15 protein-coding genes and 1 pseudogene are annotated in these 12,294 nt (G+C 59.1%); all 16 read left to right on the forward strand.

Annotation, left to right across the window (positions count from 1 at the left end; genetic code table 11):
- Nucleotides 1-41: 41 nt before the first annotated feature.
- Nucleotides 42-350 carry a DUF1064 domain-containing protein gene (locus ACQKEK_RS02425; RefSeq protein ID WP_499167515.1) on the forward strand — a complete coding sequence of 103 codons (309 nt, stop codon included), beginning with the start codon at nt 42-44 and terminating at the stop codon, nt 348-350.
- 679 nt (nt 351-1,029) lie between these two features.
- Nucleotides 1,030-2,541, forward strand: a complete 1,512-nt coding sequence (locus ACQKEK_RS02430) for a hypothetical protein (protein WP_499167517.1) — start codon at nt 1,030-1,032, stop codon at nt 2,539-2,541.
- Nucleotides 2,538-3,080 carry a hypothetical protein gene (locus ACQKEK_RS02435; RefSeq protein ID WP_392853303.1) on the forward strand — a complete coding sequence of 181 codons (543 nt, stop codon included), beginning with the start codon at nt 2,538-2,540 and terminating at the stop codon, nt 3,078-3,080. The genes ACQKEK_RS02430 and ACQKEK_RS02435 overlap by 4 nt, the downstream gene beginning before the upstream one ends.
- 101 nt (nt 3,081-3,181) lie before the next feature.
- Complete coding sequence (locus tag ACQKEK_RS02440; RefSeq protein WP_313284617.1) at nt 3,182-3,673, forward strand: HNH endonuclease; 492 nt, start codon at nt 3,182-3,184, stop codon at nt 3,671-3,673.
- A gap of 550 nt (nt 3,674-4,223) precedes the next feature.
- A complete protein-coding gene (locus tag ACQKEK_RS02445) occupies nt 4,224-4,538 on the forward strand; it encodes a hypothetical protein (RefSeq protein ID WP_392853302.1) in 315 nt (104 codons plus the stop codon).
- Complete coding sequence (locus ACQKEK_RS02450) at nt 4,535-4,744, forward strand: DUF7940 domain-containing protein (protein ID WP_392853301.1); 210 nt, start codon at nt 4,535-4,537, stop codon at nt 4,742-4,744. Before ACQKEK_RS02445 ends, ACQKEK_RS02450 begins: the two co-directional genes overlap by 4 nt.
- Before the next feature lie 366 nt (nt 4,745-5,110).
- Nucleotides 5,111-5,200 (forward strand): annotated as a pseudogene (locus ACQKEK_RS02455) (HGGxSTG domain-containing protein); the annotation flags it as partial.
- Between the two features lie 117 nt (nt 5,201-5,317).
- Complete coding sequence (locus ACQKEK_RS02460; RefSeq protein WP_392853339.1) at nt 5,318-5,635, forward strand: hypothetical protein; 318 nt, start codon at nt 5,318-5,320, stop codon at nt 5,633-5,635.
- Nucleotides 5,601-6,866: a phage terminase large subunit family protein gene (locus tag ACQKEK_RS02465; protein ID WP_499167520.1), complete on the forward strand. Its 1,266-nt coding sequence runs from the start codon at nt 5,601-5,603 to the stop codon at nt 6,864-6,866. The genes ACQKEK_RS02460 and ACQKEK_RS02465 overlap by 35 nt, the downstream gene beginning before the upstream one ends.
- Entirely contained in the window at nt 6,866-8,317 is a 1,452-nt protein-coding gene (locus ACQKEK_RS02470) for a DUF4055 domain-containing protein (protein WP_392853299.1), read from the forward strand. Before ACQKEK_RS02465 ends, ACQKEK_RS02470 begins: the two co-directional genes overlap by 1 nt.
- Entirely contained in the window at nt 8,277-9,344 is a 1,068-nt protein-coding gene (locus tag ACQKEK_RS02475; protein ID WP_392853298.1) for a minor capsid protein, read from the forward strand. The genes ACQKEK_RS02470 and ACQKEK_RS02475 overlap by 41 nt, the downstream gene beginning before the upstream one ends.
- A gap of 92 nt (nt 9,345-9,436) precedes the next feature.
- Nucleotides 9,437-9,781: a hypothetical protein gene (locus tag ACQKEK_RS02480; protein ID WP_392853297.1), complete on the forward strand. Its 345-nt coding sequence runs from the start codon at nt 9,437-9,439 to the stop codon at nt 9,779-9,781.
- Entirely contained in the window at nt 9,778-10,158 is a 381-nt protein-coding gene (locus tag ACQKEK_RS02485) for a hypothetical protein (RefSeq protein WP_392853296.1), read from the forward strand. Before ACQKEK_RS02480 ends, ACQKEK_RS02485 begins: the two co-directional genes overlap by 4 nt.
- Before the next feature lie 90 nt (nt 10,159-10,248).
- Complete coding sequence (locus ACQKEK_RS02490; RefSeq protein WP_392853295.1) at nt 10,249-10,962, forward strand: hypothetical protein; 714 nt, start codon at nt 10,249-10,251, stop codon at nt 10,960-10,962.
- Nucleotides 10,955-12,115, forward strand: coding sequence for an SU10 major capsid protein (locus ACQKEK_RS02495; protein WP_392853294.1), 1,161 nt, complete (start codon nt 10,955-10,957; stop codon nt 12,113-12,115). Before ACQKEK_RS02490 ends, ACQKEK_RS02495 begins: the two co-directional genes overlap by 8 nt.
- Before the next feature lie 11 nt (nt 12,116-12,126).
- On the forward strand, nt 12,127-12,291 hold the full coding sequence (locus ACQKEK_RS02500) for a hypothetical protein (RefSeq protein ID WP_392853292.1): 165 nt from the start codon (nt 12,127-12,129) through the stop codon (nt 12,289-12,291).
- Nucleotides 12,292-12,294 lie beyond the last annotated feature (3 nt).

Genomic DNA, 12,294 nt, shown 5'->3' on the forward strand with positions numbered 1-12,294 from the left:
CAAGACGCATGCAAGCCCTGGGGCGCCTCCCGGTCGGCCAGATGAACAAGACCGAAGAGGCGTACCGCCAGCACCTAGAGGCCCGCAAGTTTGCCGGCGAGATCGCTTGGTACCGCTTCGAGGGAATCAAGCTGCGCCTGGCAGACAAGACGTTCTACACGCCGGATTTCGCCGTGATGCTGGCCGATGGCTCGATGGAACTGCACGAGGTCAAGGGCGCACCGGGAATATTTACAGATGACGCAAAGGTGAAGGTCAAGGTGTGCGCTCAGGACTACCCGTTCCCGGTAATTGTCGCGTTTCCGATAGCCAAGAAAAGAGGCGGGGGTTGGGAATTTGTGAGGTACTGATAAAGCGATTCTGGTAATATAAAGCGGTAATGGTTTGATAAGAGGGCATTACCGTGCACTTCAATGCAATAGATATAGCAGGGCAGCGATTTGGAAAGCTCATCGCGCAGGAACAGGATGGTCGAGACGCTCAAGGTCGGATCTTTTGGATCTGCCGCTGCGATTGCGGCGAAATCAAGAGGGTGCGCACCTCGCACCTCAGGAGTGGAGCAGTGGCATCGTGCGGGTGTGACCGGTACCGCCGCGTTGCAGAAAAGGTCACTACGCACGGACATGCGTCTGGTGGAAAGGTCAGCCCCATCTACACGTCATGGGCGCAGATGCACGCCAGATGCAGCAATCCAAACCACAACCGCTATCACCGGTATGGCGGAAGAGGGATCAAGGTCTGTCCGCAATGGGCAACGTTTGAAGGGTTCTTTGCGGATATGGGCGCGTCTTGGTCGTCTGGGCTTTCAATCGACCGGATCAACAACGACGGCGATTACGAGCCAAGCAACTGCAAATGGTCAACACCGAAAGAGCAGGCCAGCAACCGCAAGACTTGGCGCGGAGGGAATCGCAAGTAAGAGCAGCTACTCCCCCGCCGACCAATACCCGTTCCGCATCATCGCCGTAACCGCCAAGACCAAAAAGGCGGGCGGCGGCTGGGCCATTGAAGAGTTTTAAGGGGAAATCAATGCTCGCATGTCCTAAGTGCCTGAACACAGGCAGCACGCTCCACTCATACCGGGGCACCAATCGCCGCCTGTGCTGCACTGGCTGCTCGCATATCTACAACGAGAAGCGGGGCGTGGACGTGCCTGAGCTGGAAGGGAAGGCCGAGACCTACGTCATAACGTCGGCCGTTAATGCCACCAAGGCACACGCCGGCTTCCTGAAGACGCTGCAGCTCTATTGCTCACTGCGCGGTGCGCGGCTGATCGTTATCCCGATGCGCTACAAGAACCCAACCCGTCGCGATGAGGTTGGCGAGGATGACTGGTGGGATGCCCGCCTGATGCCGTACATCACCCACGAACGCACGAAGCTGGCGAAGGGGCTGGTTGTGCTGGCTGACATCAAGATCCAGCCGACCGCCGTGAAGCCGCTGCAGGGCTGGCTGACCGTTTCCGGCCGTGACTGGGCGATCCTGGGACACACAAAGATTGCATTGGAGTCTGTAGCGACACGCCTGGGCGACCATGCAAAGCTGGTGATGACCACTGGTGCCTGCACCGTTGAGAACTACAGCGACACCAACGCCGGCAAGAAAGGCGAGTTCCACCATACGCTTGGCGCCGTCGTGGTCGAAGTGGACGGGCCGCGCAACCACATCCGCCACATTTGCCCGATGAAAGACGGCAGCTTTATCGACCTCGACACGAAGTACACCGTGAAAGGGCCTGAAAAGGCACCGCGCGCTGAAGTGCTGACGATGGGTGACATTCATGCGGAGATGGCAGACCCGGTTGTTACAGAGGCAACCAGAGCCCTTGCCGGCCTAGTGCAGCCGAAGCATCTGGTGCTCCATGACGTGCTGAACTTCGGATCGGCCAGCCACCACAACAAGTTTTTCGAGAAGTTCAAGCGGCACGTCGACGGCACATCCAGCGTACTGCATGAGCTGAAGAAGACTGCGCGCCACGTAGATGATCTGGCCACCTTTGCCGATCAGACGATCATGGTGAACTCGAACCATCACGATCACTTCCGGCAGTGGTTGGAGAAGTCCGAGAACGCCCTGGATATCGAGAACACCCTGGTATTCCACGAAACCAAGGCCGTAATGCTCCGCTCCATCGTCGACGGCTCTTACTGCGACCCGTTCAAGTATTGGATGGACAAGCTGATGAGCGCTGCCGACCGGGTGAAGTGGCTGAAGCCCGACGAGTCGTTCATGCGCTTCGGCATCGACTTCAGCAACCACGGCGACAAAGGGCCAAACGGCGCACGCGGTAGCACGCAGGCGTTCGCCACGGTCGGCGCCAAGGTCACCCACGGCCATGGCCACGGCGGCCGGATCATCGACGGTGCCCATTCGGTCGGCACCAGTTCGCTGATGAACATGGGCTACAACGCCGGGTCGCTCAGCGGCTGGACCGCAACACACGAGATTACCTATGCAAACGGTAAGCGGGCGCTGATCCATTGCGTCGGCGGGTCATTCTTTCGCCGCGATGCGGCAGCAGTACGGGGAGCAGCAGCATGAAATACCAAAACGTCGTATCGGCAGTAGTTCGCGCCCTGGCTGCGGAAACCATCAATAGCGCGGGAGGGTGCGATTTTGAGCCTAAGGTTCAGGCTGCTCGAATCCCTGGGGAGATTAGCGGGAAGGAAGAGTCGTTCTTGACTGACTGCTGGGTACATGGGCGGCTGCATAAGGCGTTGCCGGTAGGCCTGTGGCTGGCTCTCGTCGCAAAGTACAGCACCCATCTGGAGCGCAAGCACGACGCCATGCAAGCGCTCGCCGGCTCCATCAAGTCGCCCGCGCCGGAGCGGTTCGTACAGTGTGCCGTGGCCACATGGGCATTCCCTAAGCTGCCGGGCGTGGAAGGGAAGCGCAGCACGAGCGTCCTGCCGGCTGCATGGTACGACATTAACTCTTGGGATGATGGCGGCAAGCCTGACTCAACGCTTTACCGTTGGCGGTCTGCGATCCGGCGCAGCCTAGAGGGCCAGGTCAACGAAGCGCTGATTCACGCGCAAGAAATACTCGACCGCGAAGGCCTGATCCGCTGCGCTGCATAAGGTATAATCATCGTGCGTGGCTAGGCTTAGCGGCCGAAAAGGAGTTGTCTCACTCCCTGCCACGTCCTCACATGAGACGCATCGAATAGGAGACGTTCGATATGCTCACTCAAGAGCGACTGAAAGAAGTTCTTAGCTACGACCAGGGCACGGGCCTATTTTCTTGGCGCAACGACATGCGTAACGGTTCCAAGGCTGGACAGGCTGCAGGATGGGTGTCTGCTGGCGGCTACGTCTACATAGGTATTGATCGGGCTCACTACAGGGCTCACCGCCTAGCCTGGCTGTACGTTCACGGAGAGTTCCCGAAGTTTGTGATCGATCACGCAAACGGGGTAGCTACTGACAACCGGATTTCAAATCTCAGGCCTGCGACCCAGACACAGAACATGCACAACAAGAGGGCAGCAAAATCCTCGAAGACAGGCGTTAAAGGCGTCTGCTATTGCTCCTCGACGGGCAGGTATCAGGTGAAGATCACGGTTGATGGCAAATACAAGCACATTGGCCGTTACGATACGGTGGAAGAAGGCGCGGCGGCATACGCTGAAGCAGCCAAACGCTACCACGGAGAATTTGCAAGAACAGCTTGACTGCAATGAGAAAACGATAGAGTATGTGCCTATCTTGGTCATTTCACGCGTTGAGATGGTCAAGCCTCAGTTCGTTGCCAGGTTTGGCTCTCGGGTTGGGTTGCTTTCCTAAAGGGTCAGTTTTGGTCGACGGTCCCTTTGGTTAGCGTTAGTGTTTCAAGAAAGCCCCAGCAGAAATGTCGGGGCTTTTTTTATGCGTCGAATTCGGGCGGAACACGGCTGATGAAGGCCTCGCCATCCTGCGCCCATCCATTCGCACCGTATTGCAAGATCAGCGCACCAATGTGCAGATAATGCGCAATGCAGTGCAAACCAAATCCCCGGCCTGCTTGCGAATCGGCCTAGCGCCACACCGCAGCACACTGTGCGACTCGATAACGAGTATCGCCCTGCAGACGTGCGGGGAGTCGGGATCTACAGACGGCCGTTGCCTCTGCCTTCGGGTACGCAGCGGTTCTTACTTTCCGGCCCCTTGCCTTTGACTGCTTCCTAGCTCCGAGCGGATAGCGACAGGTAAGAGCGGCCGGACCTATTACTTCGAGACTCCACTATGACCGACAGCCATGAGGGCAGGACAGTGCATGAGCGAGTCGGAGCACTGGAGCAAGAGGCAGCCGTAACCCGGCACCGCCTTGACAGATTCGACAAAGACCACGCCCAGTCGCCCAACCGCCTGACCAAGCTTGAACAACAGTTCGAGCACATGACCCGCCAGCTCACCGCTATTGGTGAGAGCCAGGACGAGGTAGCAGGGAAGGTAGACACGCTGAGCAGCAAGCTTACCTATGGCATTGGTGCCGGGTTCGCGCTGGTAGCCGTGTTCGACAAGATATGGCCGCTCATCTCAAAGGGCTTTGGCTCATGAACCTGATTCCTGAATGGCGCAAGTCCTGGCGACTGACCAGTGTGCAGTTCGCAATCATCACCGCCGCACTGAACGCCGCTGCCGGTACATGGGTAGCGTTCGACGGGCATATCAGCCCCATCGTATGGGCTGGCGTGAACATGGCGCTGGGTATGGCTGCCGCTATCGCCCGAGTGATTCCTCAGCCGAAGGTGACAGAGCAATGAGCCGTCTTAAGTTTGAGTTCAGTGCAGCGGACATGCGGGACGAACTTCGTCCAGAGCATGGGCCCCAGACCTGGCCGTGGTGGCGCCTTGTGTCCTTCGGGTGGGTCAGGTTCGGATCGCCGACATTCTCTGGGCGGCGTCTATGGGTTTACACAAGATGGGGCGCCATGTTCGCAACGGTTTATCTAGACCGCAGACCATGAGACGCCTGTACGCCTGCCTCCTATTCGCCTACCTGATCGCCTGCCTATTCGGCCTGCTCATCGCTGAGGCGTGGAGATGGGGGAGGAGAGAGTGGAGGCGAACGCCATTCGAACGACGTTGAATGAATCATTAGCGACAACACCCCTTGAATGAGGCTATCCCATGGCCCTATGCGGCGCTAAAACGCGCGGCAACGGGGAACCATGCAAGCGTCACGCAGTACCGGGTTCCTCTCGCTGCAAGCTACACGGTGGGGCGTCCTCGAAAGCCAACAAAGGCAATCAGCACGCCGCCAAGCCTGGCTCCATCTACAGCAAGTTTCTGACGGACGAAGAAAACGACACGCTAACCCGCATTGAGCTTGGCAGGGTGGACGATGAGCTTCGCCTGACCCGCGTTCGCCTGATGCGTGCCCTGGCTCGTGAGAGCGAGTTCGGCAACACCCTTGAGATCGACAGCGAGAAGGTCGACAGCAGCGAGACAGGCGGAACGACAACCAATAGCAAGGTCCGTGACTACTCGGGGCTGATTGATCGCCTGACAGCGCGCATTGAGAGCCTGGAGCGTACCCGCGCCGAGCTGCTGAAGACTAACCCGCCAGAGCTGCCGCCAGTGGCCCGAATAGAGATCGAGGTGGTAGGTGGAAGGACGAGTGCTCAGGCTCCAAATGACGGAGCCGCAGGCTAGGTTCTTTCAGCTGCCCGACAAGTACCCGGCGTTCGTCGGCGGCTTCGGTACGGGGAAGACGGAGACGCTGGCTAACTGCGCCATTCGTGACGCGCTGGACTCATCGTCTGCACTGATCGCTCTTTACGAACCCACTTACGATCTGGTTCGCCTGATCCTGGCGCCGAGGATGGAGGAGAAGCTGTCCGACCTCGGCATCCGGTACAAGTACAACAAGCAAGAGAACATCATCTACACCAGCTCCGGCCAGTGTGGTGACTTCGTGCTGCGTACACTGGAGAACCCGGCGCGGATCATCGGCTATGAGTCGTACCGCGCGCACGTGGATGAGATCGACACGCTGAAGAAGGCTCAGGCCAAGCTCGCCTGGCAGAAAATCATTGCCCGTAACCGGCAGCGGCCTGATGGCATCGAAAGCCCGTTCAACCGCGTGTCCGCCTACACCACGCCGGAAGGCTACCAGTTCGTTTACGACACCTGGGGTCGCAACCCAAAGCCCGGCTACGTGATGGTCCAGGCGGCGACCTACAGCAACCCGTTCCTACCTGATGACTACGTTCAGTCTCTGCGTGACAGCTATCCGCCCGCACTGATCGACGCATACATCGAAGGCCGCTTCACCAACCTGACAACCGGCAGCGTTTACCCGGACTTCAGCCGCACGCTGAACCACTCCAGCGAAACACTCCAAGAAGGCGAGCCTGCCCTTATTGGCATGGACTTCAACCGTCTGCACATGAGCGCCGTCATTTACGTGATGCGCGATGGCTGGCCTGTTGCGGTCGACGAAATCACCGATGGTCGTGATACGCCTCAGATGGTCGAGCTGTTCCTTGAGCGCTACAAGCGCAAGGGGCATGCCGTGACGATCTTCCCCGACGCCAGCGGACAGAACGGCAGCAGCAAGAACGCCAGCGAGTCCGACCTGAGCATTATCAAACAGGCCGGTCTATCCGTTCGCGTGAACGGCACAAACCCGGCCATTGCCGATCGTGTGAACGCCGTAAACGCGCTGATCCTGAATGGAGAAGGCCAGCGACGGCTGAAAGTGAACACCCATCGCTGCCCGCATCTGACTGATGGTCTGGAACAGCAGGCATACGACAAGAACGGAATGCCGGACAAGTCGAGCGGAATTGACCACGTGCTAGACGCCGCGGGTTATCCGATTGCCAAGCTGTTCCCGATCATCAAGCCCGCCACCTCAATCACTATGGGATTTGCCCGATAATGGCCGACGTCGAATACAAGCGCCCCGAATACGAGGCAGCGCAAGCCCGTTGGCGCCTGGTGCGCGACGTTTGCAAGGGCTCCGAGGCTGTGAAGGGTGCGCGAGAGCTGTACCTGCCCAAGCCGAACCCGCATGACACCAGTAACGAGAACAAGCAGCGCTACGATAACTACCTGGCGCGGGCTGTGTTCTACAACGCCACCGGCCGCACTCGTGATGGCCTAGTCGGCGCTGTGTTCCGCGTGGTGCCGACGCTGACAGTTCCGGCCCTGCTCGACTACATGGCCACCGATGCCAATGGCGCCGGTATCAGCGTGTACCAGCAGTCACAGACGGTCCTTGCTGACGTGCTCGAAACGGGTCGCTCGCTGATCATGGTCGACTTCCCTGCCGTTGAGTCTGCCAGCCGGGCCGATATGCAAAGCGGCAAGGCGCGGGCCACCATCACGGCATACCCAGCCGAAGCGGTCATCAACTGGCGCACCACGAAGGTAGGCGCACGTCACATGCTGTCCCTGGTCGTCCTGCGCGAGACGCACGAGACTGAGGATGGCTTCGGCATCAAGACCGAACCGCAATACCGTGTGCTGAGCCTGCAGGAAGGCATCTACACCGTCGATGTATGGCGCCGCACTGGTGGCGAGGGTGAGTTCGGGATCGCCGAGAGCTACAACCCACGCCGCAGCAATGGTCAGCCCTGGTCGGAAATCACGGCTTTCTTCGTCGGCGCACAGAACAACGACACGTCCATCGATGAGTCGCCGCTGTATGACCTGGCAGAGATTAACGCAGGGCATTATCGCAACAGCGCCGACTACGAGGACGCTGCCTACCTCTGCGGTCAACCCCAAGTGTTCATGGCCGGGCTCGATGAGCAGTGGGTCACGATGCTTGAAGAGAAAGGCATCTACTTCGGCTCGCGGGCCATCCTGCCGCTGCCGCAAGGTGGTTCGGCCGGCATCCTGCAGGCTCAGGCCAACACCATGATCAAGGAGGCGCTTGATACCAAAGAGCGCCAGATGATCGCCTTGGGTGCTCGTCTGGTTGAGCAGGGTAGCGCCACGAAGACCGCCACCGAGGCCGCATCGGATAACGCCGCAGAGCACTCCGTTCTGTCACTGGTCGCGTCCAACGTGAGCGAGGCCTACACCAAGGCGCTGCAGTTCGCTGCAGAGTTCATGGGCGCCTCTGGCAAGTGTGTGTATGCGCTGAACCAAGACTTCATCGAGGCTCGCCTTGATCCGCAGACCCTGGCCGAACTGGTCAAGTCCTGGCAGGCCGGCGCGATCACTGATGCTGATCTGTGGGCTCAGTTCCGACGCTTCGGGCTGATCGACGCCGAGAAATCGGACGACGATATCCGCGAAGAGCTTGCCAGCAGCACGTCTGGCCTGAACTTGGACGACGACAATGGCGACGGCAGAACTACTGATCCAGTCGGCAACGCGTAATGCCGTCCTAATCGAGCGCTTGAAGTCGGGAGAGGTCGAGAAGATCGATCCCTTCCTTCGGCGCATCGACAAGGACCTGCGCGACAGGCTCAGCCGCGACACGCTCACTGACTACAGCCGGGCGCGCCTTGAAGGGCTGCTGAAATCGATTGACGCGATGCTTGCCAAGATTCACGGCGAGTTCACGTCTCAGCTGATGCTGGACCTGTTCGAGATTGGCGCCTATGAGGCCGAGTTTGAGGCAAGGTCGCTCGATCAGGTGCTAGTCAATATCACCGCAGCGGCTCCGACCGTTAACGCGATACAGGCCGCCGTGAAGGCTCAGCCGCTCAGCGTGACCGGGCAGGATGGCGGCAAGCTGTTGGAGTCGTTCATCGAGGATTGGACGCAGGCTGAGCGTAACCGGGTGACCGGAGCGATTCGGCTTGGCTATGTCCAGGGCGAAACGAATCAGCAACTGATAAATCGCATTCGCGGCACCAAGGCGCTGAAGTACAGCGACGGCCTGCTCGCCATCACTCGGCGCAACGCTGAAGCGGTTGTAAGGACAGCAATTCAGCACGTCGCAATGACTGCTCGACTCGAAACACTGAAGGCGAACCCTGATGTCGTTACAGGATGGAGATTTATCGCCACCCTTGACTCCAAAACTTCTTCTCAGTGTCGCTCGCTCGATCAAAGGGTGTTCGAGATGGGCAAAGGGCCGATCCCTCCGCTGCATATCCGATGCCGATCCAGCATCACGCCAGAGCTTGACGCCAGATACAGTTTCTTAGATGACGACGCTACGCGGTCGAGCAAGGATGGCTATGTCGACGCGAAGACAACGTATTACGAATGGCTCTCTGGTCAGCCCAGCGCCTTCCAAGACGCGGCGCTTGGTCCGGTACGGGCAAAGCTCTTTCGCGAAGGCGGGTTAAGCGCTGAGCGATTTGCTGAGCTTCAACTTGATAGACAGTTCAAGCCTTTATCGCTGGACCAGTTAAGGCTGCTGGAACCACTCATGTTCGAAAAAGCCGGGCTGTAGTAGAATAACGGAGCGGCTAGGGGGCACCCGAAAAGCGATTACCTCATCGCCTGCCGCACCCAATCAGAGGTCATCGGATAGAGGTGTTCGATATGACAGAGCAAGAAGTTTTAGCGGTTATCAAACGTAATATTCGCGAGCAGATGAATACCTATGGGTATGACATTGCGGGGCGCACCGACCAAGAAGCGCTTGAGCGTTTCGGTAGTGCATGCTCAAGCACAGCGTTAATCCTGATAGCTATAACGGGCGGCTACCACCAGAAAACCGCTAGGCTTTACCGGTTCCTAGAGGGGATGCGCGAGCGCGGCCTGCTAATGAAGCAGAGTCTGTCTGGTGGCCAGTGTAAATGGTGGCCGGTAGGGTTTGCCGACGAGCTTCGCGATACTCCAGATGCGACACCAATCGCCCCTTACCGCGCGGAGACTGTGCGATGAGCGATTTGATTGGTTCGCCAAAGCAAGTCAAGTGGGCTGAGTCGATAATTGTTGAAGCTAAGGCCAGCATCGAGAGGGCTGCACAAGCAGCGCCACAGTTCAAGACGGCATGCATTGCCCTGTCGTTCGCGCTTGACGAAATAACGGATGCGGCATGGATCATATCCAGCCGCAATAACCTTGGGCTAAGCGTCGGCGCGGTCTATGGCACAGGCGAGCCAACAGTCGGGCCTATGAGCATTCGAGACCATCAGCTGCTTAGAAATGAGCACTGGCGAAATCCCGCGCTCAGGAAAGGCAGGTCATCGGTTTCCAGCCAGACCGCAGATTCAATTAAGCAATTGTTTGCCGAGGCGCAGAGATCACAGCTGGCATAACGAAACCACCTCACCGAAACCCGGCCACTGCGCCGGGTTTTTTATTGCCCGCGAACTGGGTTCGGGGCACACCACATCCCAGGGGGATACATGCTTGATTTTGAACGCGACAGCCTGGAAGGGCTGGATGAAGGCCTGCAGGGCTTTTACGAAGAGAAGGGCGGCAAGTTCCAGCTCAAGGTCAACGGCATCCCGCAGGGCGAGGACGTGTCGGGCCTGAAAGCCAAGCTCGAAGAGCTGCTAGGCGAATCAAAGGCTGCCAAGGCGAAAGCCCGCGAAGCCGAGGAAGCCGCCAAGAAGGCCGCCGAGGAAGCCGCTCGCAAGAATGGCGACGTGGAAGCCCTCGACAAGTCCTGGCAGGAAAAGCTGAGCAAGCGCGAACAGGAACTGCTGGCAGAGCGCGAAGGCTTGGCCGGACAGATTAAGAACCTGACCGTTGGCCGCGCGGCTACCGACCTTGCCGCCGAACTGGCTGTGCAGGGCAGCGCTAAGGCCCTCCTGCCGCACATCCAATCGCGTCTGAGCATGGATATCCGCAACGGTGAGCCGACCGTCGTCGTTCTCGACGCCAACGGCAAGCCCAGCGCGGCGACCCTGGCAGAACTGAAAGCAGAATTCACCAACGATCCGGCCTTTGCGCCACTGATCGTCGGTACACACGCATCCGGCAGCGGGGCTGGCGGTGCAAAACCGGGCAGCGGGGCTGCAACGGACACCAACACTCAGGCCGAAGCCGCCAAGAAGGCGGGCAACGTGGCCGGTTTCATCTCCGCACACCTGACAAAGGTAACTGATAATGGCTAACGAAAACCTGTCCTCGACCCTGGCCTCTGTCCTGAACGACAAGGTCATCAACGAGGCGTTCGAGATCGCACGCTCCAACCGCACCGGCATCCTGCAGACCGTCCAGTTCGGCGCTGCTCGCGTACCGTTCGAGGGCTACAAGCTGTCCTGGCTGGATATGCGTGTCGACGCCACCAGCTCGGCGACCACTGCCGAGGCCCTGGCGGCTGCTACCACTGTTGCAGTGGCTGACGGCACCAAGTTCCGCGCTGGCATGACCATTTCCCCGGTCGGCTCGGATGAAGTGCTGCTCGTGACTGCGGTTTCCGGTAACAACCTGACCGTGACTCGCGGCTTCGGCGGCACCACTGCTGCGACCATCGCTTCCGGTACCGTTGTCGTGATCGACTCCGTGGGCCGTGAAGAAAACTCCGGCGCCGAGAACGACGGCATCTACCAGCCGGACCCGGTTGAGAACTTCTTCCAGACGATGGATACCGCCGTCGAGTTCTCGCGTCGTGCGCTGGCGACCATCCAGTTCGGCAACACCAACGACCTGAGCTTCCAGGTTTCCGAGCGCATCCGTCAGCTGACTATCCAGATGGACCGCGCCCTGGTTCGTGGCCGTCGTGCAACCGCCACCATCGGCGCCAAGACTGTCAGCTATACCGGTGGCCTGCGCTTCTTCCTCGATCAGGCCGGTGCTGTCAACGTCGACAACGCAGCCGCTGTGCTGACACTCGACGCGATCAACGCCATCAACGCTGAAATCGTGACTCGTGGCGGCACTGCGAACACCATCGCGGTAGGCATCAAGCAGGCTCGCCAGCTGTCCAAGTTGGTCTCGGCCAACTACGATAGCAACCGTCTGTCCGATTGGAGCGCGGACGAGGGCTCCATCCTGCAGCTGCCGAGCGATCTGCCGCTGGTGGGTAACGTCAACCGCATCGTGGTCGACACCAACCTCGACGACAAAGAGCTGGTGATTTACGACGCCGGCATGATCTCCATCGTCCCGATGGCGAACGGCAACGCTTCCGAGTCTGGCAACTGGCGCACCCTGGACGCCACCCAGCCAGGTCAGGACGGCGAGCGCACTCGCATCATCGGTGACTTCGGTATGGAAGTTCGTCAGTCCAAGACCCATATGGCGCGCCTGCGCAACATCGGCTAAGGAGAATCGAAATGGTAGTGGTCGGAACTCCCGGCCTCTACCACTTCGCCGGAGAGCTTGTGCTCGTGCCGGCAAGTGGGGAGGTCAACGTGCCAGACAAGGTGGCCGAAGAGATGAAGTCTCGCGGCTTTAAGGGCAAGCCAGGCAAGCCCGCCAAAGAACCAGCCAAGGAATAACGT

This window comes from Pseudomonas sp. NPDC077408 (assembly GCF_050269105.1).
GTDB lineage: Bacteria > Pseudomonadota > Gammaproteobacteria > Pseudomonadales > Pseudomonadaceae > Stutzerimonas.

Coding starts and splice junctions, on each gene's coding strand:
- ACQKEK_RS02425 (WP_499167515.1), top strand. CDS start 42: ATGAACAAGACCGAAGAGGCGTACCGCCAGCACCTAGAGGCCCGCAAG.
- ACQKEK_RS02430 (WP_499167517.1), top strand. CDS start 1,030: ATGCTCGCATGTCCTAAGTGCCTGAACACAGGCAGCACGCTCCACTCA.
- ACQKEK_RS02435 (WP_392853303.1), top strand. CDS start 2,538: ATGAAATACCAAAACGTCGTATCGGCAGTAGTTCGCGCCCTGGCTGCG.
- ACQKEK_RS02440 (WP_313284617.1), top strand. CDS start 3,182: ATGCTCACTCAAGAGCGACTGAAAGAAGTTCTTAGCTACGACCAGGGC.
- ACQKEK_RS02445 (WP_392853302.1), top strand. CDS start 4,224: ATGACCGACAGCCATGAGGGCAGGACAGTGCATGAGCGAGTCGGAGCA.
- ACQKEK_RS02450 (WP_392853301.1), top strand. CDS start 4,535: ATGAACCTGATTCCTGAATGGCGCAAGTCCTGGCGACTGACCAGTGTG.
- ACQKEK_RS02470 (WP_392853299.1), top strand. CDS start 6,866: ATGGCCGACGTCGAATACAAGCGCCCCGAATACGAGGCAGCGCAAGCC.
- ACQKEK_RS02475 (WP_392853298.1), top strand. CDS start 8,277: ATGGCGACGGCAGAACTACTGATCCAGTCGGCAACGCGTAATGCCGTC.
- ACQKEK_RS02480 (WP_392853297.1), top strand. CDS start 9,437: ATGACAGAGCAAGAAGTTTTAGCGGTTATCAAACGTAATATTCGCGAG.
- ACQKEK_RS02485 (WP_392853296.1), top strand. CDS start 9,778: ATGAGCGATTTGATTGGTTCGCCAAAGCAAGTCAAGTGGGCTGAGTCG.
- ACQKEK_RS02490 (WP_392853295.1), top strand. CDS start 10,249: ATGCTTGATTTTGAACGCGACAGCCTGGAAGGGCTGGATGAAGGCCTG.
- ACQKEK_RS02495 (WP_392853294.1), top strand. CDS start 10,955: ATGGCTAACGAAAACCTGTCCTCGACCCTGGCCTCTGTCCTGAACGAC.
- ACQKEK_RS02500 (WP_392853292.1), top strand. CDS start 12,127: ATGGTAGTGGTCGGAACTCCCGGCCTCTACCACTTCGCCGGAGAGCTT.